This window comes from Sporosarcina contaminans, assembly GCF_042679045.1.
Lineage (GTDB): Bacteria > Bacillota > Bacilli > Bacillales_A > Planococcaceae > Sporosarcina > Sporosarcina contaminans.
Genome location: NZ_JBHTLT010000132.1, coordinates 41,191 through 66,780 on the forward strand (window position 1 = coordinate 41,191; position 25,590 = coordinate 66,780).

24 protein-coding genes are annotated in these 25,590 nt (G+C 40.4%); 6 read left to right on the forward strand and 18 right to left on the reverse strand.

The features are described from left to right. The first annotated feature begins 7 nt into the window (after window positions 1-7). Window positions 8-328 carry a YtpI family protein gene (locus ACFQ38_RS17780; protein WP_336823474.1) on the forward strand — a complete coding sequence of 107 codons (321 nt, stop codon included), beginning with the start codon at window positions 8-10 and terminating at the stop codon, window positions 326-328. Window positions 329-352: 24 nt separating this feature from the next. On the opposite strand, the gene ACFQ38_RS17785 is transcribed toward ACFQ38_RS17780, so the two are convergent. The 4 genes from ACFQ38_RS17785 to ACFQ38_RS17800 all read right to left on the reverse strand — a co-directional run bounded on the left by ACFQ38_RS17785 (window position 353) and on the right by ACFQ38_RS17800 (window position 4,100). Then, window positions 353-1,660, reverse strand: coding sequence for a DRTGG domain-containing protein (locus ACFQ38_RS17785; protein ID WP_336823475.1), 1,308 nt, complete (start codon window positions 1,658-1,660; stop codon window positions 353-355). 595 nt (window positions 1,661-2,255) lie between these two features. Beyond that, window positions 2,256-2,606 carry a hypothetical protein gene (locus tag ACFQ38_RS17790; RefSeq protein WP_336823476.1) on the reverse strand — a complete coding sequence of 117 codons (351 nt, stop codon included), beginning with the start codon at window positions 2,604-2,606 and terminating at the stop codon, window positions 2,256-2,258. Between the two features lie 266 nt (window positions 2,607-2,872). Further along, entirely contained in the window at window positions 2,873-3,247 is a 375-nt protein-coding gene (locus ACFQ38_RS17795) for an NUDIX domain-containing protein (protein WP_381482639.1), read from the reverse strand. Window positions 3,248-3,419: 172 nt separating this feature from the next. Beyond that, window positions 3,420-4,100, reverse strand: coding sequence for a metal-dependent hydrolase (locus ACFQ38_RS17800; protein WP_336823477.1), 681 nt, complete (start codon window positions 4,098-4,100; stop codon window positions 3,420-3,422). Between the two features lie 101 nt (window positions 4,101-4,201). On the opposite strand from ACFQ38_RS17800, the gene ACFQ38_RS17805 reads away from it, so the two are divergent. Then, window positions 4,202-5,302: a M24 family metallopeptidase gene (locus ACFQ38_RS17805; protein WP_381482613.1), complete on the forward strand. Its 1,101-nt coding sequence runs from the start codon at window positions 4,202-4,204 to the stop codon at window positions 5,300-5,302. A gap of 66 nt (window positions 5,303-5,368) precedes the next feature. On the opposite strand, the gene ald is transcribed toward ACFQ38_RS17805, so the two are convergent. Next, window positions 5,369-6,487 carry an alanine dehydrogenase gene (ald, locus tag ACFQ38_RS17810; protein WP_336823479.1) on the reverse strand — a complete coding sequence of 373 codons (1,119 nt, stop codon included), beginning with the start codon at window positions 6,485-6,487 and terminating at the stop codon, window positions 5,369-5,371. A gap of 295 nt (window positions 6,488-6,782) precedes the next feature. Between ald and ACFQ38_RS17815 the strand changes: the two genes are divergently transcribed. Then, window positions 6,783-7,235 (forward strand): universal stress protein, encoded by a 453-nt coding sequence (locus ACFQ38_RS17815; protein WP_381482615.1) that lies wholly within the window; start codon window positions 6,783-6,785, stop codon window positions 7,233-7,235. A 177-nt stretch (window positions 7,236-7,412) separates the two neighbouring features. Here the strand turns inward: ACFQ38_RS17815 and ACFQ38_RS17820 are convergent, their stop codons facing one another. The 5 genes from ACFQ38_RS17820 to sppA form a co-directional block, all read right to left on the reverse strand. After that, the gene (locus ACFQ38_RS17820) at window positions 7,413-8,606 is read right to left on the reverse strand and encodes an acetate/propionate family kinase (RefSeq protein WP_381482617.1); all 1,194 of its coding nucleotides are present in this window, start codon (window positions 8,604-8,606) and stop codon (window positions 7,413-7,415) included. Window positions 8,607-8,640: 34 nt separating this feature from the next. Beyond that, window positions 8,641-9,555 (reverse strand): class I SAM-dependent methyltransferase, encoded by a 915-nt coding sequence (locus ACFQ38_RS17825; protein ID WP_336823482.1) that lies wholly within the window; start codon window positions 9,553-9,555, stop codon window positions 8,641-8,643. Between the two features lie 84 nt (window positions 9,556-9,639). Beyond that, complete coding sequence (gene tpx, locus ACFQ38_RS17830) at window positions 9,640-10,152, reverse strand: thiol peroxidase (protein WP_336823483.1); 513 nt, start codon at window positions 10,150-10,152, stop codon at window positions 9,640-9,642. Between the two features lie 33 nt (window positions 10,153-10,185). Continuing rightward, entirely contained in the window at window positions 10,186-10,764 is a 579-nt protein-coding gene (locus ACFQ38_RS17835) for an RDD family protein (protein ID WP_381482620.1), read from the reverse strand. A 15-nt stretch (window positions 10,765-10,779) separates the two neighbouring features. Continuing rightward, window positions 10,780-11,784: a signal peptide peptidase SppA gene (gene sppA / locus ACFQ38_RS17840; protein WP_381482641.1), complete on the reverse strand. Its 1,005-nt coding sequence runs from the start codon at window positions 11,782-11,784 to the stop codon at window positions 10,780-10,782. A gap of 110 nt (window positions 11,785-11,894) precedes the next feature. Here sppA and ACFQ38_RS17845 point away from each other — a divergent pair, with 110 nt between their 5' ends. After that, window positions 11,895-12,698, forward strand: coding sequence for an NAD kinase (locus ACFQ38_RS17845; RefSeq protein WP_336823500.1), 804 nt, complete (start codon window positions 11,895-11,897; stop codon window positions 12,696-12,698). Window positions 12,699-12,915: 217 nt separating this feature from the next. Here ACFQ38_RS17845 and rarD read toward each other — a convergent pair whose 3' ends face one another. The 6 genes from rarD to ezrA form a co-directional block, all read right to left on the reverse strand. Continuing rightward, window positions 12,916-13,821 carry an EamA family transporter RarD gene (gene rarD, locus ACFQ38_RS17850; protein ID WP_381482622.1) on the reverse strand — a complete coding sequence of 302 codons (906 nt, stop codon included), beginning with the start codon at window positions 13,819-13,821 and terminating at the stop codon, window positions 12,916-12,918. A 70-nt stretch (window positions 13,822-13,891) separates the two neighbouring features. Then, window positions 13,892-15,466 (reverse strand): acyl-CoA synthetase MbcS, encoded by a 1,575-nt coding sequence (mbcS, locus tag ACFQ38_RS17855; RefSeq protein ID WP_336823486.1) that lies wholly within the window; start codon window positions 15,464-15,466, stop codon window positions 13,892-13,894. A 188-nt stretch (window positions 15,467-15,654) separates the two neighbouring features. Then, window positions 15,655-15,864 carry an alpha/beta-type small acid-soluble spore protein gene (locus tag ACFQ38_RS17860; RefSeq protein ID WP_336823487.1) on the reverse strand — a complete coding sequence of 70 codons (210 nt, stop codon included), beginning with the start codon at window positions 15,862-15,864 and terminating at the stop codon, window positions 15,655-15,657. An 85-nt stretch (window positions 15,865-15,949) separates the two neighbouring features. Further along, entirely contained in the window at window positions 15,950-17,152 is a 1,203-nt protein-coding gene (gene thiI, locus ACFQ38_RS17865) for a tRNA uracil 4-sulfurtransferase ThiI (protein ID WP_381482644.1), read from the reverse strand. Then, complete coding sequence (locus ACFQ38_RS17870; protein WP_381482624.1) at window positions 17,152-18,291, reverse strand: cysteine desulfurase family protein; 1,140 nt, start codon at window positions 18,289-18,291, stop codon at window positions 17,152-17,154. Before ACFQ38_RS17870 ends, thiI begins: the two co-directional genes overlap by 1 nt. Window positions 18,292-18,381: 90 nt before the next feature. Beyond that, entirely contained in the window at window positions 18,382-20,073 is a 1,692-nt protein-coding gene (gene ezrA / locus ACFQ38_RS17875; protein ID WP_336823502.1) for a septation ring formation regulator EzrA, read from the reverse strand. 525 nt (window positions 20,074-20,598) lie between these two features. Between ezrA and ACFQ38_RS17880 the strand changes: the two genes are divergently transcribed. After that, window positions 20,599-21,078 carry a GAF domain-containing protein gene (locus ACFQ38_RS17880; protein WP_381482626.1) on the forward strand — a complete coding sequence of 160 codons (480 nt, stop codon included), beginning with the start codon at window positions 20,599-20,601 and terminating at the stop codon, window positions 21,076-21,078. 261 nt (window positions 21,079-21,339) lie between these two features. On the opposite strand, the gene ACFQ38_RS17885 is transcribed toward ACFQ38_RS17880, so the two are convergent. Both ACFQ38_RS17885 and ACFQ38_RS17890 read right to left on the reverse strand, forming a co-directional pair. Next, window positions 21,340-22,464, reverse strand: a complete 1,125-nt coding sequence (locus ACFQ38_RS17885; RefSeq protein WP_381482628.1) for an aminotransferase class I/II-fold pyridoxal phosphate-dependent enzyme — start codon at window positions 22,462-22,464, stop codon at window positions 21,340-21,342. A gap of 133 nt (window positions 22,465-22,597) precedes the next feature. Further along, window positions 22,598-24,448, reverse strand: coding sequence for a sensor domain-containing diguanylate cyclase (locus tag ACFQ38_RS17890; RefSeq protein WP_381482630.1), 1,851 nt, complete (start codon window positions 24,446-24,448; stop codon window positions 22,598-22,600). Between the two features lie 342 nt (window positions 24,449-24,790). Between ACFQ38_RS17890 and rpsD the strand changes: the two genes are divergently transcribed. After that, window positions 24,791-25,393: a 30S ribosomal protein S4 gene (rpsD, locus tag ACFQ38_RS17895; protein WP_381482633.1), complete on the forward strand. Its 603-nt coding sequence runs from the start codon at window positions 24,791-24,793 to the stop codon at window positions 25,391-25,393. Window positions 25,394-25,590: the final 197 nt, after the last annotated feature.

The following is a 25,590-nucleotide window of genomic DNA, read 5'->3' on the forward strand; positions in this document are numbered from 1 at the left end:
TTTTTGTATGAAAACACTTAATTTCTTGCTCGTCTTCTTTATTGTCGCATCCGGCGTCTTTTATTTCTATTTTAAAACACGCCAATTCAGGACAAGAAGCGTATTCCCGATCCGCAAAAAAATGTTTGCAAGCAAAGCTGGTGCATTTTTAGGCGGACTACTATTTTTCTTCGGAGTGAATCAACTTATTCTGTTTCAAGGAATCGCCACTTACATAGTTGCTGGGCTGTTTATCGTTTTCGGCGCTTATATTATGATCTTCAATACGAAAGCTGCGAAGCATTATAACCAATTTGTCGATGAGGAAACGAGACTGAATGAAAACTGATGCCTATAATTTGGGCATCAGTTTTTATCTTTCAAACAGCTGGTACATGAACATCGCTTTCGCAATAAGTTCCCCTTCCGAAAATAAATCGAAATCCACTTTTACGATTCTTCTACTCATATGCAATATTCTTGGCTCAACGGTAACAGTGCTTCCCAGTTGAACATGTTTAATGAAATAGACATTCATATTTTCCGGCAAGCTCTCTCCGCGCTTACGCATTTTAATTGCACGATTGCCAACTTCTGTCAACAAGGTCGTTAACGCACCGTATGATAGCGAACCAAATTGATTTGTCATTTGAGGAACGACTGTAAATTCGATGGATTGCGGATCGTCCGAAACCGCCTTCATTTGATTAATAACAATATCATCGATCTTTTCACCTTGCTGCGGCTGTCGCTGCGTCATTTGGAACGCCTTTAAAACGTCCTGCCGGCTAATGATCCCTTCCAAAACGCCGCTGTCGCTCACAACCGGCATTAAATCGATCCCTTCCCAAATCATGCTATGCCCTGCTGATGCAACGCTCGTCTTCCCACTAACCGTAATCGGATGGGGGGTCATCACTTTCCCGATCATTTCATGGTCAGCTTTTCCAACAACGTCTCTTGACGTAACGATGCCGACCAGTTTGCCATCCTTTTCAACAACAGGATAACCAGAATGAACCGTTTTGCTATTAATATTGTTAAAATAGCCGACGGTCTCTTTCGGATAAAACTTAATCGTTTCATCTACAGGCGTCAAAATATCTTCTACAAGCAATATTTCCTTTTCGATCAATTGGTCGTAGATCGCGCGATTGAGCATTGTTGCAACGGTAAATGTATCATAGCTCGAAGAAATGATTGGCAAATTTAATTCATCCGCCAATTTCTTCACTTCATCCGCCGCATCAAAGCCACCAGTCACAAGAACGGCAGCCCCTGCAATTAAAGCGATTTCATGGGCTTTCAAACGATTCCCGACAATTAACAAGCTGCCGGCATCTATATATCTTCTCATATCGTCTAACTGCATTGCCCCGATCACAAACTTCGTCAGCGTCTTATGCAAGCCCCCTCGACCACCAAGGACGACGCCATCAACAATATTGACAACTTCAGCAAACGTCAGCCGTTCGATATTCTCTTTCTTCTTCTTTTCAATGCGAATTGTGCCAACTCTTTCAATCGTGTTAACCAACTTTTGGTTTTCGGCTTCCTTAATCGCCCGATACGCCGTGCCCTCACTAACTGAAAGCGCACGCGCAACTTGACGGACCGAAATCTTTTCTCCTACATCCAAACTTTCAATATAACGTAGGATCAATTCATGTTTTGTTGACATACCTTCACCTTTTTCTCTAATAACCTACCCTTATTTTATCATAAAACATGCCAAATAGCGCCAATACAACTACTTGTCTATTCCCCCATTACGAAGTTACATCGCTTTCATGTATAGAAGGAATTAAAAACGCATAAATACATTTTCGCGAGCATAAAAGGCAAATAGGACGCATAACGTTCACTGACGCACGCATAACGCTTCCCGCAAGCGCATAAACAGTATGAAATGCGCATAACTCGCTGCACAAGCGTATAAACGACTTGGAACGCGCATAACTTCATACATAAACGCATAAACGTTGCTGAACAAGCATAATTTCTAATGAAAAGTTGGATTAAGGCATCGGTCATTTGCTACACAATGTAAAAGTGCGTGTAATAAACGTAAGGGATATAAATCGGCAACACAACGTAAAGTGAGCGCAACGAAACGTAAATGGAGCGCAACACAACGTAAATGGAGCGCAACACAACGTAAACTCGGCGCATCACAATATAGAACGAGCAACACAACGTAACACGGCGGAATGGATTTTTTCAGAAAAAAACCAGCCAAGTTTAGGCAGGTGCGCGACAATAAATAGATACTGTAATTAATCGTTAAATTCCTTATTCGATTGTCTTTTCGCAAATGTCGAAGGTGAAAATGATACTTCATATTTTCCTGTGAGCTCTTTTCGTACTTTTTCTGTTAGTCTCAATCCTTGTTTATTATGTTTTACCTCAAGTTCAACCCCATTTTGTACGATGCCATCGGTGTTCCAATCAATCCACTCACCGTATTGAAAAATCCATTTCGCCAATTCTGACTTCAATTCAATTGATAGTGGGACAAGCTCTATATCTATATTGGCATAACATTTAGCACACCAAATAGCGTCCGCACCGATATCCGCTTCAACTTTTAAATTGACCGTTTGATCACAGTTACATAAATCTACCATTTGAATTATCGCCTCCCTTATAAGTATTGTAAATTTCGTTAGGGGGATAATCCATTACTTAAGATAGCCCTCTTCTATTCCCATGGTGGCGCTCATTTACAATTAAAATAGCAGCACGATTATATCAATGTTTCTCTACTATTTAATTCCAAAAACTATTCCTCAACATTGTCGGTAGTTGCTGCCTGTACATTCACTTCTTATCATTGACTAATCCAGACTTTCTATAAAAACATTCAATTCGAATACAGGGCATTGATCAAATCTCACATCACCATTAAAAAATGTTGAAGCATTTTATTTACTGTTAAAGACATTTTCAAGTGTAGTATTTCTGAAAGATCAATCCAGTTTAATTCACCTTCATCAGTATTTACGAAGTCTTCCCTTGTAGTTCTGCCAAAATAAATAAAATGTTGACGAATCTCATCTTTACTTCTTCTTATTAAAATATATCGAAGCTTAAATTGTTCTATTTCATTACTTCTAATAGCAGCTTCCTCAAAAATTTCTCTTAAACAGGATTTTTCTGGTACATTATGTTCATGAGCTTCCAAATGTCCACCGAGACCGGTCCATAAATTAGAAGTTAGGGTTCTTTCTTTAGATCTTTTCGACATTAAAATCTTATTGCCATTCAGAAGATATGCTCAGTCAACATTCTCATTTTTACCATTCGTTTTCCAGCTCTTTTCTTATTTGAAAAATGCCCTATTGCATTTATTCAGGTGTATTCAACAAATAAAAACGAAAAACCCATCGCCAACAACAGACGATGGATCTTTGTTTTCGAAGTCAAAACAGCTATCTTTCTTATAAATTGAGTGAATCCCCAGCTTCCATAATTTTCACTTCATGCGTCTCTACAAGTTCCTTGAATTTTTGCGGATCCTGCTTGATCGGCGGAAATGTGTTGTAATGGATTGGCACCGTTAATTTCGGGTTAAGAAACTCCACTGCAGTTGCTGCATCTTCTGGGCCCATTGTGAAGTTATCTCCGATCGGCAAAAATGCTACATCAATTGGATTTCGATCCCCGATCAGCTTCATATCGCCGAACAGCGACGTATCTCCCGCATGATAGATCGTCTTCCCTTCAGCTTTGAATAAAATTCCAGCAGGCATTCCTGCATAGATCACTTCATTATCTTCCGTCGTATAAGAAGAACTATGGAAAGCTTGTGTATACTTCACAGTTCCAAAGTCGAATTCTTTCGCTCCTCCGATGTTCATCCCATGAGTTTGCAATCCTAACGAGCCTAAATAATTCGCAAGTTCGACAGGTGCAATAACGAATGCATCATTTTTCTTAGCAAGCTCGATCGTATCCCCTACATGATCATTATGTCCATGAGTCAATAATATGACGTCAGGCTTTTCCTCTTCTACTTTCAAATCAGTCAAACCGTTTCCGGTAATAAACGGATCAAATAGTATCGTTTTTCCCTTTGTATCAATCTTCACTATTGAATGGCCATGATAAGAAATTTTCATCTTATATTCCCTCCAAAAAATAATCTCTCTTAAATGTTCTGTATATAACGTCTAAATCCTCTTTTTTTGGTATGATTATATAGTGAAAAGGAGGAGTATTTATGTCTAAAATTAATGAACTTCAAAAGTTTTTGCAAAATGAGAACGTAGATGCCACTTTTATTACAACTCCTGATAATGTTTTTTATGTTTCGGGATTCAGAAGTGAACCTCATGAAAGGCTTTTAGGCGTCATGATTTTTAAAGATGCTGAACCTTTTGTCATCTGCCCTCTTATGGAGGTTCCTGATTTGAAGGCGACCGGATGGGAATTTGAAGCAGTTGGCTATGAAGATACAGACGATTCATGGGAAATACTGAATGCCGCTGTTCAAAAAAGAGGGGTTGCATTAGACAAAATTGCAATTGAAAAATCGCATCTAACTGTTGAGCGATTGGAACGAATGAAGCAATTGTACAGTAAAGCTGAGTTTGTCCGTTTGGACGACCAGTTGAACAAAATGAGAAATATTAAAAGCGAGGATGAGCTTGCGAAATTGCGCAAAGCTGCAGAACTTGCCGACCGTGCAGTTGAAATCGGATGCCGTGAAATCGCCGAAGGTAAAACTGAAATGGAGATTTTAATGGCAATCGAATTCGAAATGAAAAAATTAGGCGCTGAAAAAATGGCATTCGATACGATGGTCCTTTCAGGTCCTAAAACAGCATCTCCGCACGGCACACCAGGAGACCGTAAAATCCAAAAAGGCGATTTCGTCCTATTCGATTTAGGTGTTTCCTACGAAGGATACTGCTCTGATATTACACGAACAGTTGCATTCGGTGAGCCATCGGAAGCACAACGTAAAATTTACGAAACAGTCCGTGCTGCTGAGCAAGCTGCGATCGACCTTGTCCGTCCAGGCGTGAAAGCGCGTGAATTGGATGCAGCTGCTCGCAATGTCATTACAGACGCAGGCTATGGTGAATATTTCACACATCGTCTTGGCCACGGTATAGGCATCTCTGTACACGAGTTCCCTTCCATTACAGGAACGAACGAAATGCCACTTGAAGAAGGAATGGTATTTACAATCGAACCGGGCATTTATCACCCTGAAATAACCGGCGTCCGAATTGAAGATGATGTCGCAGTAACTGCTGACGGAGTGGAAGTTTTATCGAAATTCCCGAAAGAACTGCAAATTATCCAACCAAAATAATAAATGAAAAGGGCTGTCCAGGAAACCGATTATGCGTCGGTGTCTGGACAGCCCTTTACTTATAATTTATTTGTTCAATAAGGTTTCAGCCGCTACATATTCCAATCCTTGCGCTTCAGCTACCGCTTTGTATGTTACATATCCTTCGAGCGTATTCAAGCCTTTTTGCAATGATGGATTATCCAAACATGCTTGTTTATAACCTTTGTTTGCGATTTGCAATGCGTATGGAACCGTTACGTTTGTCAAAGCCATAGTTGACGTACGTGGAACTGCACCAGGCATATTCGCAACCGCATAGTGAACGACGCCATGTTTTACATATGTCGGGTCATCATGTGTCGTTACACGATCCGATGTCTCAAATATGCCTCCTTGGTCGATCGCGATATCTACAAGCACTGAGCCAGGTGCCATTGATTTGACCATTTCCTCGGACACTAATTTAGGTGCCTTAGCCCCTGGAATCAACACACAACCAATTACTAAGTCAGAGTCTTTTACGGATTCAGCGATATTGAATGGATTGGATACTAACGTTTGGATATCATCTCCGAAGATTTCGTCCAATTGACGAAGACGTTCAACAGATAGGTCTAACACTGTAACACGTGCGCCCATGCCGACAGCGATTTTCGCTGCGTTCGTTCCAGCTTGGCCGCCTCCTATAATTGTTACTTTTCCTCTTGAGACACCAGGAACGCCCGATAGTAAGATCCCTTTTCCTCCATTAATTTTCTCGAGGTATTGTGCACCGATTTGCGTTGCCATACGGCCAGCTACTTCACTCATTGGCGCTAATAGCGGCAAGGAGTTGTTCGGAAGCTGTACAGTTTCGTAAGCGATGCCGACAACTTTCTTTTCGAGCATTGCTTGCGTCAACTCTAATTCTGGAGCAAGGTGCAAATATGTGAAAAGAATAAGGCCTTCACGGAAATATTCGTATTCAGAAGGAAGCGGCTCTTTTACTTTCATGACCATTTCAGCATCCCAAGCCTCTTTCGCAGTTGCGACAATTGTCGCCCCCGCTTCGACATATTCTTCATCAGTGAAGCTTGAACCCAAACCCGCACCCGTTTCGATGAGCACTTCATGGCCGGCAGACTTTAAGTTGAATACGCCAGCTGGTGTCATTGCGACACGATTTTCGTTATTTTTGACCTCTTTAGGAACTCCAATACGCATTTCTAATCCCCCTAATTGAAAGAAAAATTGGTTGGTCAATTCGGTTGATTCCGAATTACCAATGTACAATCAATTCTATCAGATATTAAACAAATTTGCTCTCCTTTCCTATCTATTTGAGTATTCTGTTTAATAAGCATATTAATTTGTCAATAGATACGTTGAAACTGCGATAGATTTGTCGAAATTAACGACTTTTCCTCAATTTATTTTAATCTTTTAAAAGGATTTTCCTCATTTTTCCCGAAGAGTTATTATGAAATAGAAATAAATATAATAAATGGAGTGATGAGTTATGGTATTAAAGTATGATCAAATCATCGTTGCGGTTGACGGTTCTAAGGAGTCTCGCTGGGCATTTAAAAAAGCAGTGGCAATCGCAAAAAGGAATAATAACGCTTCACTGAACCTCGTTAATATTATTGACACTCGTTCTTACGCTGCTGTAGAGGCATATGATCGTTCAATTGCAGAGCGCGCTCAAAAATTTGCTGAAGAACTATTAGGAGAATACAAACAAGAAGCCGAAGCAGAAGGATTAAACAAAGTAAATATTATTGTCGAGTATGGTTCCCCTAAAACAATGATTACACGTGATTTGACTAAAAAAATTGAAGCTGATTTAATCATTTGCGGTGCGACTGGGCTCAATAAAGTTGAACGATTCCTTATCGGAAGCGTATCCGAAAACATCGTCCGTACAGCAAGCTGTGATGTATTAGTTGTACGCACTCCGGAAGAAGAATAAGATTTTTATGAAACATGCGAAGGATTTATTTTCTTTCGCATGTTTTCATTTACCATTTCAAAGCTGTTCTGATAATCCAAACAAAAAGCGATTTCACGTTCTGAACCGAACGAAGAAATCGCTTTTACCGTCTATAAGTTGTTAATTGAAACTAGTATCTTTTGTAAGAAAGATAGCTTAAGAAATATTTGCAACGCGCACCGTATCTCGCACGATCATAATTTCTTCATCTGTCGGGATAACGAACACTTTTACAGGTGAATAAGGGAAATTGATATGTACTTCTTTGCCACGCACTTTATTTAAATCAGGATCGAAATAAACGCCCATGAATTCCAAGCCTTCTAATACTTTTTCCCGTACCTCCATACTATTTTCACCAATACCTGCGGTGAAAATGATCGCATCGACGCCACCCATTCTTGCAGCGTATGAACCGATGTATTTATGGATTCGGTCGGCGAAAACATCTAAAGCCAATTCTGCTCTGCTGTTCCCTCTCGAAGCTTCAAGTGTAATATCACGTAAATCACTTGAAAAACCGGATAACGCCAACATGCCGGATTCTTTGTTTAGCACTTGAAGCACTTCTTCAACTGTTTGCCCAGTTTGCTCCATAATATACGGGATTAGAGCCGGATCAATATTCCCCGATCTTGTTCCCATCGTTACTCCAGCCAATGGTGTAAAGCCCATTGATGTATCGATGGACCGGCCATTTTGGACAGCTGCAATACTTGCCCCATTTCCTAAATGGCAAGAAATGAGACGTGTATCTTCCAACGGCCGATTCAGCATATGAGCAGCACGTTGAGTTACGTACTTATGGCTCGTCCCATGGAATCCATATTTTCGTATGCCATATTTTTTATAGTATTCATAAGGCAACGGGTACAAATAAGAACTTTCCGGCATCGTTTGGTGGAACGCTGTATCGAAAACTGCTACCGCCGGCACATTTGGTAATGCTTTTTGAAACTCACGGATCCCGACAAGGTTTGCAGGATTATGTAACGGTGCTAATGATGACAATTCCTCGATATCTTTTAGAACCTGATCATCAATCAAAACTGAATCGCTGAATCGTTCACCGCCATGAACGACACGGTGACCGATCCCTGAAATTTCATCTCCTGATGTGACAACTTTTTCAGACGACAGTCGAGCCAATAATAATTGTGCAGCGGCTGTATGATTGGGAATGTCCACTTGCTCCTTTAACCTGCTTTGTTCAGTTTCCATAGAAAAACTTGCTTCTGACAGACCTATCCGGTCTATTAACCCTTTTGCAATAACCTTTTCCTCAGGCATATCGATTAATTGATATTTCAACGAAGAACTTCCTGCATTGATCGCAAGAATTTTCGGCATATGCAAACCCTCCTAACAGCTATTGAGCTATTGTTCAACCTTCTTCAGTCCAAGCATCCAATTGTTGAAGGAACGAAGACATCGCTTGTTTGTTTTTCATATCTGGAACTTTCGTTAGCAGAACGTCTTTTGTAATTCTTGCCCCTACAGCAGGCTTCTGCAAAATGAAGATGGATTTTGCATGTGCTTCGCTCTTAAATAATGAAGCTGGCAATTGGATGACAGCTCGGATGTCAGCATTCTTTTTCAAATATCGATGCAATACATCCGATTGTTCAGACTCAAATAAAAAGGCTGGCACTAAGAATATACCATATCCTTTTTCCTTCAGGTGATTCATCGATTGTTCAATGAATAAATGGTGTGCATAAGCATGTCCTTCAGCTGGCATAAGCTGATAATTCAATGCATTTTCATCATCTGGATAATAACCGACCGGCAAATCGGCAACGACTAAATCTACTGGATCGATCATGAGTGGACGCAATGCATCTTGGACAAAAAATTCCACTGGCTGTTCTAACAGCTCCGCAACTACTGCAGACAAGCGTACAAGCAAATCATCAATTTCCACCGATTTGCCGTTTGCCTTGCCATCCATAGCGTTCATGACGGTAAATAGTAAGTTTCCAGTTCCTGCTGCCGGGTCCATTAACGTAATTTGGTCGTACCCTTTCATTAAACCAGTTCCAATATGGCCAATGAGCATGCCAATTGCATCGGGTGTCATTTGGTGATGAGGCTGTGCACTTTCCTTCATCCCTTTTAAGACAGCCAATTGAATGCCTCGCCTAATTTCTTCTTTCGTTACGTCCTCCGTCAGCTGCAAATCTGTTTCTCCAGATAACCAGGCGTTACATGCCAAAATGACAGACTCTAAATAGATATCATCATTTTCAGCTGCGAACTGATCAATGAATGTAAAAATCTTCTCTGTATTTGTTACCATTTTAATCCCTCAAATCGAGCTTCAATTTATTTTGCACGTGAACAAAAACCCACCCGTTTCCGAGTGGGTTTCCGTCCATAAACATTATTGATTGTTTGTTAATTTCTTAACGGCTTCAATTGCCTTATCATAATCCGGGTGGTTCGTTACTTCATTTACATATTCGACATATGTGACGTTATCATCTTGATCGATAACAAAAATTGAACGGGCTAGCAGGCGTAACTCTTTCATGGCAACGCCGTACGCTTCTCCGAATGACAGGTCGCGATGATCCGAGAGAGTTTGGACGTTTTTGACGCCTTCTGTTGCACCCCATCTTGCCTGTGCGAAAGGAAGATCAACTGAAATCGTTAAAACGACGACGTCATCTCCAAGTGAGGTAGCTTCTTGGTTGAACTTCTTCGTCTGTTCAGAGCAAACACCTGTGTCGATTGAAGGTACAACACTAATGAGTCTGATCTTTCCTTTTGAATCATTCAGCGTAACTGGCTTCAAATCATTTGAAAGCACTGTAAAGTCAGGAGCTTTATCACCTACTGCAACTTCTTTTCCAAGTAATGTTACCGGTTCTTGTTTAAAAGTGACATTTACCATTCTGACGCCTCCTTATCATTTCAGTTCATTCTACTAAACAATCGTTCCACCTTGCAACTGTTCGCCCTTTTGCGGAGAATTTACGACTTTCTCCTCTTTTACATACGTCTCTTCGTGAACGACATAAGTATCCGCAAATAAGTCGTGCAGCGCTTCTTTCTTCGGCATGAAAACAACTAACAAATATGGAATCGTCAGCAGTTTTGAAATAAATCTACCGATGACCTCCCTAAAAATGACCGTGCTCCAAGTCAATTTTTTGCCGTTTTTTCCAACTACTTTAATACCTAAAATCATTTTGCCGATCGTTTGCCCTAAAAACTTCGTCATGAGGGCAAAATACAATAGGAAAAGAATTAGCAACGCGATTTTATACGGACTGAAGAGCAAGAAAGACGGATTCGATATTTTGATATCCATAATTCTAAATAGCGGTTTTAGTATGATTCCACTAACCGCCCAGACGATTACACTATCAATAGTATACGCCCAAAAACGTGTCCAGAAACCTGCATATTTCAATTTGTATTGCACAATGTTCGCATTTTTGGAATGATGTTGGACGGGATCTGCTTGCGGAACGGATTGTTGTTGTTCAAAGTGTTCTGTCATATCGAAGGTCCCTCCTTATTTCTCACCATATAAGTACATCATTCGTGGCGCGTCATAATCCGACAGCAGTTTGCCGATCATTTCAGTTTCCAAGCTGCGCCCAAACAGATTGCCGATCTCCACTCCAAATAAAGATCCGAAACCTGCCATAGTTGAATATTCAAATACCGAGGCATCTTGCAAATTATAATCAGCTTTCAACGCATCGATAGCGTCTGCAACTTTTCCTACTTCATCCGCCAAATGGGATTCAATCGCTTGGCGGCCATTTAAAATGCGCCCATCCGCTACTTTCTTCACGTCTGCAACAGACATGTCACGTCCTTCTGCAACAATCGATACGAAACGTTCATAAGAATCATTAATGATTTCTTGAAGCATTTCATGCTCTTCTTCCGTCATTTCACGCGATCCGCTCATAATGTCTTTATAAGGACCCGTTTTAATTGTATTGAAATCAATGCCATATTTTTCTGCAAGCTTCGCATAGTTAACGCTTTCCATTATGACACCGATCGAGCCTGTAATCGTTTCAGGATGCACAAAGATTTTTTCAGCCGGAGCAGAAATATAATATCCACCAGAAGCCGCCATTCCGCCCATTGCCACATAGATCGGCACTTCACGTTTTTCTTGAATTTCCTTAATTGCATCATAGATGTCCGATGACTCAACAACCCCTCCTCCAGGAGAATTGACGGATAGTACAACCCCTTTTACCGTTTTATCATTTAAAATATCGTTTAACTGGGACATGAACTGCTTATGGTTGTATCCATCAGCCGCAAAAAGCGAGCTACCCGTGTCTTGAATGATGCCATCTACTTTAAGGACTGCGATCCGATCTTTTAAGCTTCCTTGTTCAATGATCATTTCACCGTAGCCAGAGCTTCCTTCTGCCATTTCATCAAACAGCTTGTTAAAATCTCTTGTAAATATGTACGATAGTGAATTAACTCCTACCGAGATGAAAATTAGGACTGCTGCCACAATAATGGCAATCCACCGTTTCATATTCATCATTTTATATACTCTCCCTTCTTACTTCACAATTAACTTCTACGTAAAAAAGCACAAAACGTTTCACTTTTTGATAGAATGAATAGAGAACCATCCGAAAGGGGCAATCAATTTTGGCCGATCGAATGAATATATTCATTTTTACTAAACAAGATGAAGATTCGCTTTCAAAAAAAGAAATTGTCATTGAAGCGATGCAACACGAAGGATTTAAAGTTGTCGAACAATCAGAAGATGCCAATATCATTATTAGCATTGGAAACGACGGAACATTCCTGCAAGCTGTACGCAAAACTAATTTCCGTCAAGATTGTTTGTATGCTGGTATCTATTCTGAAGGAAGACAGGCAATGTATTGCGATTTCCATTATAACAATCTACATGAAATGGTACTCGCGATTCGAAAAGCGGATATTGAAGTGCGCCGCTATCCGCTCATTGAAGCATCGATTGACAATCAGCAAACTTTTTATTGCTTGAATGAGTTCAGCATACGTTCAAATATTATTCGCACTTTTGTCGTCGATGTCATAATTGATGACAAGCTATTTGAAACATTTTTAGGCGATGGATTAATCATCTCAACGCCTACAGGCAGTACAGCATATAATAAATCTGTCCGCGGTGCAGTCGTCGACCCATTCCTTCCTTGCTTCCAAGTGACGGAGCTTGCATCGGTGAACAACAATACATATCGAACACTTGGTTCGCCTTTCATTTTAAGCGGCGACAGAAAGCTGAGGCTGCACGTCCACCAAGACGGAAATGACTTCCCTTCCGTTGCTATGGACAACGAGGCAATCGGAGTGCGAAGGGTCGTAGACGTTGAAATTGGGCTGAGCGACAAAGTCATTAAAACAGTAAAACTTAAGCATAATTCTTTCTGGGAAAAAGTCCAACGCATTTACTTATAATCGCAAAAAAGGGAGCCATTGTCATGTCTAATGGCTCCTCTCTATTTATCCAAAGGATGTGATAAAAGCAATGCGGTCGGAACTTTCCCAACCAAACTAAGTAAATGCTTACCAATTGTGATGGAAAACCAATCAAAGAGTTTGATTGGCTGACCAATTGAGTTTTTGCAAGATCTTCAATGCTATGAAACACCCAAAAATTAACTGTTAAAAAATATCATAATTTCAAATGGTCTCTTCTCGTCATGGCAATTAATTTAGGAACCGTAAAGAGGATCAACGCAGCCCATATCATTGAAAACGACAGCAATTCCACCTTTCCGAAAGTTTCCTTATACAAAATGACACCGATGAACAGCATCATCGTTGGAGCAATGTATTGGATGAAACCTGCCACGTATAGTGGGATGAGCTGAACCCCTTTTGCATATAGAACGAGCGGTAACGCGGTTGCAATTCCCGTCAAAATCAATAAAAGATCTGTCTTCCAATCGATATGAAGGAAAGCGGCATCTCTTTGCACAAATAAATAACAATAATAGCCAACCGCAAAAGGCAACATGAACATTGTTTCAATCACAAGTCCCCTCATCGCGTCTAATTTAATATTTTTCTTAATAAATCCATACAAAGCGAATGTAAGCGCAAGCGCGATTGCGATCCAAGGGAATTTTCCATATGAAATCGTCATCATTAATACACCAATGGCTGCAACTATAACAGCTGCAGTTTGCGTACGGGACAACCGCTCTTTTAAAAATAGAATTCCTAAAAGGACGGATGCTAATGGATTTATATAATAACCAAGGCTCGTTTGCACGATGTATTCGTGATTGACAGCCCAAATATAAATAAACCAATTCGAAGTCACTAATATAGAAGCGGTGAATAAGCTCCAAAACGCTTTTTGATTTCCCCAAAGGTCCTTGAAATCAGCTAATAACGCTCGAACATCCCGCATAAGGATAACAGCTATTAAAGTAAAAACAAATGCCCATAATATGCGGCCCGTTAAAATTTCATCGCTTTGCACATGATCAATTTGCTTCCAATAAATTGGCATAATTCCCCAAATGATAAAAGAAACAGCTGCGAAAATGACACCTTTTTTCTCTGTCTGCATAGAAGACGCCACCTTTTCCTTTGAATAAATCGGAAAAACCGCCCGCCTTATGGCAAACGGTTTACCATTATCAATGATTTTGTTCCATTTTCCGCAACTCGACTCTCATAATTTTTCCTGACGCGGTTTTCGGGAGTTCATTGACGAATTCAATTTTTCTTGGATATTTATAAGGGGCAGTCATTTCTTTCACATGATCTTGCAATTGCTTCACTAAAGTCTCATCCTGTTCCCGTTCACTATCACGCAGCACGATAAACGCTTTGACGACACTGCCTCGTTCCGGATCTGGACTTGCGACGACAGCACACTCCCTTACAGCTTCGTGTTTTGTCAGTGCATCTTCCACTTCAAATGGACCAATCGTATAACCGGAGCTAATAATTATGTCATCTCCTCTTCCCTCAAACCAGAAATAACCATCTTCATCTAACTTAGCTCGGTCTCCAGTTACATAATAGTCGCCTCGGAATTGCATTTTTGTCCTTTCAGGATCATTCAAATATTCTTTGAACAACGCAGGTGTTGTAATGTGGACAGCTATATCCCCAACTTCGCCCGGCGAAACCGGAACTCCATCTTCATTAATGATGTCGACTTGGTTGCCCGGCGTTGGCTTGCCCATCGATCCAGGACGTGCATCCATCCCGATCATCGTGCCGACAAGCAATGTATTTTCCGTTTGTCCATAGCCATCACGCACATCAAGATCGAATGCCTTCTTAAATATTTCAATAACTTCCCGATTTAAAGGCTCCCCTGCAGATACTGCACTCCTAATTGAGGACAGATCATATGACTGCAAATCTTTTGTTTTCGCAATGAAACGATATTCTGTCGGTGTACAACAAAGAACATTCACTTTATATTTTTCAATTAACTGCAAATACGTTTCAACATCAAATTTTCCATCGTAAACGAACCCGGTAGCTCCACTGCCTAAAACAGAAAGGAACGGCGTCCAAATCCATTTTTGCCATCCTGGTGCCGCAGTTGCCCAAACGATATCGGTTTCCTTAATGCCGAGCCAGTTCGGTGCGGCAGTTCGGAGATGAGCATATCCCCACGCATGTGTATGGACAACTCCTTTAGGCTTGCCCGTCGTTCCAGAAGTGTATGAAAGAAATGCCATATCCGACCCTTTCGTCTCTGGCCCAACATATTCTGAAGATGCACCTTCCATCATATCTGTCAATGAAAGCTGACCATCCTTCGCTTTTCCGATAATGAATAGCTGGACATCCTTTAAATTCTCGACAGCATCAAATTGGTCTGTAAATGCTTCATAAGCGACAATCGCTTTCGCACCGCTATGTTCTATTCTATATTCGATATCCGATGAGCGCAGCATTTCGGAACTTGGAATGACGACGATTCCAGCTTTTAACGCGCCGACATATGTAATGTATGCTTCAATGAGGCGCGGCATCATCACTAAGATGATATCACCTTTTTTCAAGCCGTTTTCCGTAAAAACATTTGCCGCCTTATTCGCAAATTCCATTAATTCATCATATGTAATTTCCTTTTCTTCTCCGTTATTATTTACATGAATCAATGCAGTTTTTCCATCCCCGGTGGCAAATTTCTCAATTTCACTAACGATGTTAAACTTTTCCGGTGCTAATAACTCTTCTCGATTCATACGAACTCCCCCTTTGTATAGTTCATTATACAAACGAAATAGCCATATTTCAAAACATATTTATTTTTCTAAAATGTGTGCGTATAAACAAAACTCTTATTGGCAATGCTTGAACAAACATCGGCACTTGCTCTAAAACAATAAAAAACTGCCCCGGGATAAACCCGGGACAGCTCATCTACAAATAATTATTTTTGGAAGCCACTCATTTGTTGTTGGGCTTGACGCACTAATCGCTTCGTAATTTCTCCGCCGACGGATCCGTTGGCACGCGATGTGGAGTCCGGTCCAAGGTTTACACCAAATTCTTGTGCGATTTCGTACTTCATTTGGTCAAGTGCTTGTTGTACTCCAGGAACTAAAAGTTGGTTTGAATTGCCGCTGTTGTTATTAGCCATGTCGTTCTCACCTCCTTGTGCACATAGAATGGACCGAAATCAGAAATCCATGCAGGAGATGAACATGGTAATTTATTCAAATATATTAAAGCAAGTCATCGAATTCCTCAACTGCAACTTTCCCTGTCTCCACTACAGTGCGGTTTTTTACCGCTTCTTCAATTAACGCATCAAAATCAAAATAACTTTCAAAATGCTCTACTTTTTCTAAGCGTGGTTTTGTCTTTGGATTAGCTGGTGTAAATATCGTACAGCAATCTTCATATGGTCTTATCGAAATATCATAGGTACCGATTTTTTGGGCAATATCTATAATATTTAACTTATCCATCGCAATAAGCGGACGCAAAATTGGAGTCGATGTGACAGCATTGATCGCCGTTAAGCTTTCAAGCGTTTGGCTCGCAACTTGACCAAGACTTTCGCCCGTTACGATTGCCAATGCACCGATTTCTTCCCGCACTTTATCTGCAATTTGCATCATCATTCTCCGCGTTGTCGTCATCGATAAATTTTCAGGAACTTGGTGAACGACAGCTTGTTGCAATTCAGTGAATGGAATGATATGCAAACGGACGGAAGCGCCGAATGTACTCATTTTCTGCGCCAAATCGATCACTTTCTGTTTTGCCAAGTCACTCGTAAATGGCGGACTCGCAAAATGGATCGCATCGACCGAGACGCCTCTCTTCATCATTAAATATCCCGCAACAGGGCTGTCTATACCACCTGAAAGCATAAGCAAAGAGTTGCCGTTTGAACCGACCGGCATACCGCCAGCGCCTTTATGCGTGGATGAAGTAAGGAAAGCGCCATCTGTCCGGATGTCCACTAATAATTGAATATCCGGGTGCTTCATTTTCACACCTAACTCTGGGAAATGGCGAAGTACATGACCTCCGATTTCTTGCTGCAATTCAGATGTGACATACGGGAACGACTTATCAGCGCGTTTAATTTCCACTTTGAACGTTTTCCCTTTTGTTTCATGCGAGCCGATCACTTCTATCGCTTTCGCCTTAATGGCCTCCAAATCAGCTTCACATTTCGCAACAGGGCTAAATGATTGGATGCCGAAAATGTCAGGAAGCCTTTCCATCGCTTCTTTCATTTCCTTTGGATTATCAGAGAGCAAAAACATCCGGTCTCGTTCTGCACGTAAGCGCACCGACGACAAATCATGCATCGCATCTTTTATATTTTTTCTTAATCTGCGAACAAAGAAGTTTCGATTTCGTCCTTTCAAAGATAATTCTCCGTAGCGGATCAGCAATTCATTCCATTCCATCATTTCAAGCCCCTCTCCATCAATTCCATAAACCTTTTTATAACGTCTTTGCAAATTTCAATTTGCTCTTTATGATTATCCTTGCCAAAACTCAACCGAACGACTCCATTTTTAAAAGAATTTTCTAAATGAATCGCCTCAATTACATGGCTAATTTGTTTGTTTTTGGATGAGCATGCACTGGAAGTTGATATATAAATATCGTTTTCCTGAAAATAATTAATTGCAACTTCACCATTAATATGTTTGAAAGACAAGGATAAAATATGAGGAGCCGCACTATTTTCAGCAATTACTTTAATGTTTTCATACTGATTGCAAAATGCGATTAATTCATTTCTCCATTCTCTAAAGTCCTTTCTTTCCGTTTCTACAGCGCTCATTCTCATCGCTTTAGCTAGCGCCACCGCATTCGGTACAGAAACGGTGCCATTGCGCAAACCTTTTTCTTGCCCGCCGCCATAAGTAAGCGGCTGAGGACGAATGCCATGTTTCATGATGAGTGCACCCGTTCCTTTCAACCCGTTTATTTTGTGAGCGGAAAGCGTAATCGCATCTGGTCCATTTTCATCCATCGCTACAGGAATCTTTCCGAAGCTTTGAACGCAATCGGAATGGAAAACAGCACGTGACCGTTCCTTTACCGCTTTTGCGATTTCCTGAATCGGCTGAATTGAACCAATCTCATTATTCACATGCATAATACTTACTAATATCGTCTCTTTTTTTATTTTTCGAATCAATTTTTCGACGGAAATGCAACCCTCTTCATCAACGGGCATGTAATCCACTTCAAATCCTTCTTCTTCCAAATATCTGCATGCATTTAAAATTGAAGGATGTTCAATTGAGGTAGTAATTATATGATTCCCTCTATGTTGCAAAGCGCGTGCGAAACCAATAACAGCTAAATTATTCGATTCTGTTCCGCCGGAAGTTACAATTACCTCACCGTTTTCACAATGGACAATTTTCAACATTTGTTCCTTTGCACGCTCTAATAATTTTTCTGCATCCGTGCCTAAGCCATGAATAGAAGCAGGATTTGCAAAAAATCGTCGATTCGCTTCTACAAATGATGCCATAACCTCTTCATCAGGCAAAGTAGTTGAGCTATTATCAAAATAAATCATCGTCATTTCCCTTTCTCCTTAGTTTATATGCCCGATTGTCTTTTTACACGTAACAAAGCCACCCGCAGATAATATGCCGGTGGCTATTTTCAATGGTTACGCATGCTCTTTCAACATTTCTTCAATTCGTTTCATCGCACCTGGATCGGCTTCTTCTACTGCAGTTGCAGCTTCTTCCAATGCTTTTGCATAACGGAATTGCCTAAATGATTCTTCTGCGTCCAATAGACGTGCATGCATTTCCGGATTCGAAGCCCTAAAGCGATTGCCATATTGAATAATGCGTTCAATTAACAGTACATTTTCCAAAAGCTCATCCACTCTTTCGTTAACATCTTGGATTGCACTTTCGGCACTTAATAGGTAACTTTCAGCAATTGTAATATTCAAAGGAACTTCCTGCAAGCTTTGTGTAACGAGATAGAGCTGCTCCTCCGCCTCTTCCAAACGTGCATCCATTTCATCTGGAATGCCAGGTATATTTCCTCTATGGAGTTTTCGGTCTGCGTTTTGCAGTTCGCGAGTGAGCTCTCCTAATTTATGTCGGACGTTATTTTCATCGATCCGCAAGTTTTTCATTTTATTCGCAAGTATATCTTGTTCCTCTTCAATCTGTTCCAATTCCGCGACGATGGATTTCAGTTCATCTTGCAAAGAAGTATAAGCGGATTCCTGCTGCTCGATATGATGCTGCAGCATTTCAAATCGATTATGAAGCTTTTCCAATTTCTTTAAATTGGCTTGCGGCAATGCTGCTTGTTTTTCATCTAATCGATAGCTTTGCTGGACATATTCTGCTTCAACTAATAATTCCTTCGTCAACTTCGTAATGGTAGATAGTGACTCTGCAACTTCTTCTACTCGCGTATCTACGAAATGCTTTGCAGTCACTTCATTTTCCAATGCATCGTAATAGGAGTCAATTTGGTCATTCATCTCTTCTACACGCATGCGAACCGGGTCAATATCGAGCTTTTCCATACATTTCTTTTGCTCTTCAATATCGCTTTCCATTTTGGACAATTTTGCTGGCAAGTCAAGATGAGCAATATAATAAGACTGTTCTTCCATTTCTTTTAGTCCATTTCGAAGTTCTCGAATCGCAGCTGGAATCTTATTTTGAAGTTCTGTAAGCAATGTCGGAATATCCTGAATTAGCCCTGATAGTTGTTCTCCCTTCGCAGATAGAGAGATGACGATTTCACGAGCTAATAAGTAATTGCCATTTTCGGTCAATTCATCGTATTCATCAAATTTAGGGTTGAATGACTCCAATTCCTTCTCTAACGGAGAAACGGTCATACCGAATGAATGTTGGTGCGCTAAAATCGTTTTTCTCGCTAACCGATATTGCTCTCGCAAATTTTCCATTTCAATTCGGTTCTTTTCTTCGCTGCCAATCAATTCATTCAATTCATCTAAAATATCATTTTTCCTTTTTTCACATTGGCGAATTTTCTCTTGTATTTCTTTTTCTGTCAATGAAGCTTTTTTAAAACGAAAGCGATCAATTAAATCTTCCGCATCAAAAAGAAGAGAGTCAATTTCCGGCATACAAACGTCGACTACTTCTGTCCATTCATTTCGCCAGCGCTCAAATTTCTCTTCCGTCTCACCAGTCATATTCAGTTGTTTCACTTTCATCATTTCTTCAAAGATCGGTTTGTTTTGAATTTGCATTTTCTCATTTTCTAACCGGCCAATTTCATGAATATGTTTACGCCTAAACAAAAAGGCGATCGTTATCAATACAATGAGAACAATTATTGGAATGATGAAGTATTCCATCATTGTGATCCCCCTATTCCGAAGTCCCTGTTTATCAAATATATCCCCGCGAATCGCTTAATAGTTCCAAATGAAGAACCGACCTATGAAAGGTTGGAGCTAATCGCCAGCCTTCACAGTAATTTAGCTATCCTCGTACGGCTTGTACTTGGACGTCTTCATTAACCTATATATAATCACGTTCATCAGGGTTTCGAATCAACAAACGTAACTGTGTAGAGAGTGACGCGTCAATAGTTAGACGCTGTATCCCCTCATTTTTTTGAACGATATGAAGGCATAGTTGCTGCCCAATTAACAATAAGTCATTGTTGTATACAAGTTTCAAACTCGGAAGCTTTTCCTCCGAGAGTAAGGATAGTTGATATTATATTATCCTATATAGTAACATGTTTAAAGTCTTTTCGTCTGTAAAATGAATGATTTTGAAGAAAAAGCGGTTTTTCCATCAAAACTGCTCGAAATTTGTAGAAGCATCCTTTAAACCGTATACTTGAGGAAATAAGTTTGAAAGGGAGACAGTCTATGTTTGCTACGATCAATTATTCAGATATTCCGCAAGAAAGATATACTCAGTTAAACAAGCAGCTTGAAGCATTAATTACGGGCGAAAAAAATAGAATTGCCAATTTAAGCAATGCCTCTGCGTTGCTCAATCATTTTTTGGATCGCATCAATTGGGTAGGATTTTACTTAATGGAAGATGGAGAATTATGCTTAGGGCCGTTCCAAGGGCTTCCTGCATGCATCCGCATCCCTTTAGGCAAAGGTGTTTGTGGAACTTCTGCTGAGCGCCGAGAAACGCTTGTAGTTGAAGACGTCAATGCATTCCCAGGCCATATTGCTTGTGATGCAGCCTCTCAATCAGAGATTGTCATACCACTTGTGAAGGACGGAGAAGTGATCGGTGTCCTCGATATCGACAGCCCAGAGTTGAATCGTTTTTCTGAGGACGACCGCAAAGGGTTAGAATCATTTGTAGAAATTCTTATGCAACATTTGTAAGCATATGAAAAGAGCAGTCGAAGGAATCCAGCTTGTTGACAAACGCTCGCATACTGTGTTGCTTGTCTGCAAGCGTTTTCAAGCCAAGCTAAGAAAACACTTATCACATGACTACAAACCTTAAAAAGACTGTAGACAAAGTGAAAAGACACATTGTCTACAGTCTGGGAATCTATATTTCCTCTCAACTGCTCTTTATTCTTTAAGACGTCTTTACATAATTTTTCTCTAGCACTGAAAAAGCTTCTTCTAAATCAGCGATCATAGCCGCAGAAGTGAATCGGTAATACCCATTTGCAAGCGGTCATTTTCAGGCACACTTGAATGGGTCATCGTTGCCGGATGCTGAATGAGCGTTTCTGCATCCCCTAAACTGACAGCGATTTTAATGAGCGACAGGCTATCCATAAATAACTGTGCCCCCTCCTTGCCACCTTTTACAGTAAAGGAAATCAGGCCGCCGCCTGCACTCATTTGTCGTTCTGCTATGCTAAACTGTGGATTATCCTTGTCGAACGGATAGTAAATATTTTCAACAATTTCTTTGTCTTTTAAATACGTGATGAGTCGTTCAGCGTTTGCGGTATGGCGCTCCATCCTGACAGGCAATGTTTTCAAGCCACGGATTAGCAACCATGCATCAAAAGGAGACATAATCGCCCCATAATCCTTCTGCACCGTCATTCTTATTTTTTCTATTTCATCTTTGTTATTACCGACGAGCAAGCCGGCAATGACATCACCATGTCCGTTAATATATTTCGTCGCACTATGGAGAACAAAATCTGCTCCAATTGAGAGCGGGTTTTGCAAATATGGCGATGTAAACGTATTATCGACTACAACGCGCAATCCATGGCGTTTCGCTACATTGACGACTGCATGCAAATCGACAAGTTCCATTGTCGGGTTGATCGGCGTTTCCACGTAAATGCATACCGTTTCAGGTTTCACCGCTCTTTCAATTTCTTCCTCTGTATCCATCCTGATCAGATCATGCGTTATGCCATATTTGTTTTTCATAATATTCAATAAACCGAACGTGCAGCCGTATATTCCCCGCGAGCAAAGAATATGGTCTCCAGCTTTCGTTAAGTGGACGAGTATCGAACTGACAGCAGCCATCCCCGACCCGAATGCCAATGCGCCTTCCCCTTTTTCAAGCATTGTCATCCGTTCTTCTAAAACTTGCACAGTTGGATTTCCAAGCCGTGAGTAAATATTGCCCGCTTCTTCTCCCGAAAATCTTTTTTCCCCCGTCACAGCATTATCAAATGAATACGTAGATGTCTGATAAAGCGGCACTGCCAAGCTGCCATGATGCTGTGTATCATCATACCCTTCGTGGATAACAATCGTATCTTTATGAAGCTGTCCGTGTTTCATCATACTACCACCTTTCATCGTTGTGAAATCGCTTACATCCCCTTCTCTATTATACTACCCCAAATACTCAAAAACTGAAAGGCTGAAACTTAACCGAATCCCTTTCGATTCTATGAAAAAAGCAGCCTCTGCGTCAATGAACCGTAGATGCTGCTCCATGTATGACAAGCTGATTTTTCCCTTTATTTTTGGCTTCGTACAACGCCTTGTCCGCCTGCTGAAAGAGTTCTTTAAATGCTATTCCTTTTTGCGGCTCCCAACTTGAAAGACCAATTGAAATCGTCACTTCCGGATTAGTTACCTGTGGGATTTGTTCAATAATTGCTTTCGCAAAAGCGATGGAATCATTCAACGGAACGGATGGTAAGAAAAGAGCAATTTCTTCTCCGCCCCATCTGCTCACAATCCCGATTGCTTCCGTTTCTTCTAATAGGAATTCGGAAATTTGCTGCAAAACAAGATCCCCCGTCGCATGCCCATAAGTATCATTAACATGCTTGAAATCATCGATGTCCACTAATAAAAATACCGCTTCTTCATTTTTTTCCATCGACTTCTCTACCGCTTTATTCAAATAGCTCCGAGTAAATAGTTTAGTTAACGTATCTTTATTGACTAACTCTTGCAACTGATCTCGCAAAATAATATTAGATATGGCTAGCGATGAATGACTAATAAGCGATCGCATTAACTTGAAGTTATCAAATGAGAAGTAATATTCCTCTTTATGCAATAAAATGACCCACCCTTTCACAACCTTCTGATCAGTGATCGGTAGGGCTGCAAGGGACCGGAATTCCTTAAGATGTCCGTTGTCATCTGTCCGGTTTGGATCAAAAATCGCTTCCTCTTCCTCTTTAAGCCTTATTATAATTGGCTGAATGGATGCATTGGCACGATTTCCTATAAACAAGGCGGTGCTTTCCGGACTAATTTTATATTCTTCCCCATCTACAAATAAAAAAGCGATTTCATTTGGTTTAAACGCTTTCAAAAGTTGTTCCTTTAAATAAGAGAGCATTTCATTTAGCGGCAAATTGCTGTTCAATATTTTGGAAGCATCATTAACGAGCTGTAAATCATTTACTAATCGATGTGATTGCGCATATAAGCTGGCATTTTCCAAAGCGCTGCCCGCAGCGTTCCCGATCATACGGATAAGATTTTTTTGTGTATATGAAAAGTCTGTAGTTAGCGGAGCATTCATTTGCAACAATCCATAAATCCCTTGTCTTCCTCGAATTGGTGCATTCAGTATCGTGCATTGCAAATCACTTGCATGCTCCACTGTCAACTCGCCAGATAAAAAAGCATCAATAGTTGAGCCTCTTTCATGTAAATAATCAAAAAGGCGATACGTTTGCATATTTGTATTTTGGTCATGTGATAGTAAAAGTTCGGATTCATACATAGGAAATAGCTCGTTGATTGTTTTCATCATGCCTTCTAAAATGACATTGCTGTCCATCGTCGAATTGAAAAATTCTGTAATCTCAAATAATTTTCGATAGTTCTTTTCTTTTTGCATTAGGTGATCCTTATCGACAATTTGCGCAATGAATTTCCCATAAATCATCTTCAATTCCGAAAGATAGGGTGTAGCTGCAAAAGCATGCCATTGTTCTGTTGACTTGAAGATGAGAGCACCTAATGGACTTTGATCATTTCCTCTAAAAATAAGATAATCGTCAGCAAACCCGAAACCGCGGCCAATTAAATGTGAAATGAGCGATGTTCCCAATCCGAATTTTTCCTCTTTCGTATAATTGTCGGTAGAATGAACAATACACTCTTCCTTATTTAAAGGAACGAACCGATTATTTTCATAAAGGAAAAACGTTGCTCTATCAATCTCAAATTGACGCATGAACAGCAAAGTAAACGAGTTGAGCATTTCATCCAATGTATGGTAATCCATTTTACCTATAAACAACTCGATCATTTCACATTTCACGTTTTTGATCGTCAATTGATGGTCTGTCATCAAATCACCTCATTCTCGCTTGAACCCATTATATGCTTATAAGCCTATTCTAATGTATGTACAGTGTAAAGAACAGAGTTTTACATAGGACTTTATCTCTTATTTATTCAAACAAGATTAGTGCTTGACGCAGTCTTCAACAATTGGTATGATGGTTTTTGTGTAAAATAGTTGCAGCAGTTGTATGATTCAAACTGTCCAGTCTATTCCTTTTACAAGGTGCATCGCGTAACCTTAAGGCTGCTGAGGCGAAGGTGCAAGATGATAGAATGGCGTTCGGATTGAATACATCTGGTTCTTATTTTACAACAAAATAAAACCAAAACAGAGGAGGAGTCTTTCATGGCTCGTTATACAGGTCCATCTTGGAAACTTTCCCGTCGTCTTGGCATTTCGCTAAGCGGTACTGGAAAAGAAATCGAAAAACGCCCTTACGCACCAGGACAACACGGTCCTACTCAACGTAAAAAACTTTCCGAATACGGATTGCAATTACAAGAGAAACAAAAACTTCGTTTCATGTACGGCGTAAACGAACGCCAATTCAAAACGATCTTCAACAAAGCTGGCAAAATGCAAGGTAAACACGGTGAGAACTTCATGATCCTTCTTGAAACTCGTCTTGACAACCTTGTATACCGCATGGGTCTTGCTCGCACTCGTCGTGCAGCACGCCAACTCGTTAACCACGGACACATCTTGGTAGACGGCAAACGCGTTGACATCCCATCTTACAGCGTAAAACCAGGCCAAGAGATCTCACTTCGTGAAAAATCTCAAAACCTGACTGCTGTAAACGAAGCACTTGAAGTGAACAGCTATGTTCCAGATTACATTTCATTCAATCCGGACACAAAAGTTGGTCAATTCATCCGCCTTCCAGAGCGCAGCGAACTTGCAGCTGAAATTAACGAAGCACTTATCGTTGAGTTCTACTCTCGTTAATCGCTTCCTTACGAAAACCCCGGAATTGCATTTTGCAATTTCGGGGTTTTTGGTGCTCCCAGCATAGGATAGTTTTTCCCCACTTATTTTTTAGGTTCTATAATATTTGTTGGGGTATTCACACAAATATTATAGAACCCCAAAAAAGCACGTAATCACCATTTCTTTTATACTTGAATTGTCGAGAAACAAGTAAA

What these genes read in the sequence shown, in the direction of transcription:
- ACFQ38_RS17820 (WP_381482617.1), bottom strand. Translation starts at nt 8,606, where the DNA reads ATGCCGAAAATTCTTGCGATCAATGCAGGAAGTTCTTCGTTGAAATAT.
- ACFQ38_RS17790 (WP_336823476.1), bottom strand. Translation starts at nt 2,606, where the DNA reads ATGGTAGATTTATGTAACTGTGATCAAACGGTCAATTTAAAAGTTGAA.
- ezrA (WP_336823502.1), bottom strand. Translation starts at nt 20,073, where the DNA reads ATGGAATACTTCATCATTCCAATAATTGTTCTCATTGTATTGATAACG.
- ACFQ38_RS17885 (WP_381482628.1), bottom strand. Translation starts at nt 22,464, where the DNA reads ATGAAACACGGACAGCTTCATAAAGATACGATTGTTATCCACGAAGGG.
- ACFQ38_RS17890 (WP_381482630.1), bottom strand. Translation starts at nt 24,448, where the DNA reads ATGACAGACCATCAATTGACGATCAAAAACGTGAAATGTGAAATGATC.
- ACFQ38_RS17800 (WP_336823477.1), bottom strand. Translation starts at nt 4,100, where the DNA reads ATGAAAATTTCTTATCATGGCCATTCAATAGTGAAGATTGATACAAAG.
- tpx (WP_336823483.1), bottom strand. Translation starts at nt 10,152, where the DNA reads ATGGTAAATGTCACTTTTAAACAAGAACCGGTAACATTACTTGGAAAA.
- ACFQ38_RS17860 (WP_336823487.1), bottom strand. Translation starts at nt 15,864, where the DNA reads ATGGCTAATAACAACAGCGGCAATTCAAACCAACTTTTAGTTCCTGGA.
- ACFQ38_RS17785 (WP_336823475.1), bottom strand. Translation starts at nt 1,660, where the DNA reads ATGTCAACAAAACATGAATTGATCCTACGTTATATTGAAAGTTTGGAT.
- thiI (WP_381482644.1), bottom strand. Translation starts at nt 17,152, where the DNA reads ATGGAATGGAATGAATTGCTGATCCGCTACGGAGAATTATCTTTGAAA.
- ACFQ38_RS17825 (WP_336823482.1), bottom strand. Translation starts at nt 9,555, where the DNA reads ATGGTAACAAATACAGAGAAGATTTTTACATTCATTGATCAGTTCGCA.
- rpsD (WP_381482633.1), top strand. Translation starts at nt 24,791, where the DNA reads ATGGCTCGTTATACAGGTCCATCTTGGAAACTTTCCCGTCGTCTTGGC.
- ACFQ38_RS17870 (WP_381482624.1), bottom strand. Translation starts at nt 18,291, where the DNA reads ATGACGATGATTTATTTTGATAATAGCTCAACTACTTTGCCTGATGAA.
- ald (WP_336823479.1), bottom strand. Translation starts at nt 6,487, where the DNA reads ATGCGTATTGGAGTTCCTAAAGAGGTCAAAAATAACGAAAATCGTGTC.
- ACFQ38_RS17835 (WP_381482620.1), bottom strand. Translation starts at nt 10,764, where the DNA reads ATGACAGAACACTTTGAACAACAACAATCCGTTCCGCAAGCAGATCCC.
- rarD (WP_381482622.1), bottom strand. Translation starts at nt 13,821, where the DNA reads ATGCAGACAGAGAAAAAAGGTGTCATTTTCGCAGCTGTTTCTTTTATC.
- ACFQ38_RS17815 (WP_381482615.1), top strand. Translation starts at nt 6,783, where the DNA reads ATGGTATTAAAGTATGATCAAATCATCGTTGCGGTTGACGGTTCTAAG.
- ACFQ38_RS17805 (WP_381482613.1), top strand. Translation starts at nt 4,202, where the DNA reads ATGTCTAAAATTAATGAACTTCAAAAGTTTTTGCAAAATGAGAACGTA.
- ACFQ38_RS17780 (WP_336823474.1), top strand. Translation starts at nt 8, where the DNA reads ATGAAAACACTTAATTTCTTGCTCGTCTTCTTTATTGTCGCATCCGGC.
- ACFQ38_RS17880 (WP_381482626.1), top strand. Translation starts at nt 20,599, where the DNA reads ATGTTTGCTACGATCAATTATTCAGATATTCCGCAAGAAAGATATACT.
- sppA (WP_381482641.1), bottom strand. Translation starts at nt 11,784, where the DNA reads ATGAATATGAAACGGTGGATTGCCATTATTGTGGCAGCAGTCCTAATT.
- mbcS (WP_336823486.1), bottom strand. Translation starts at nt 15,466, where the DNA reads ATGAATCGAGAAGAGTTATTAGCACCGGAAAAGTTTAACATCGTTAGT.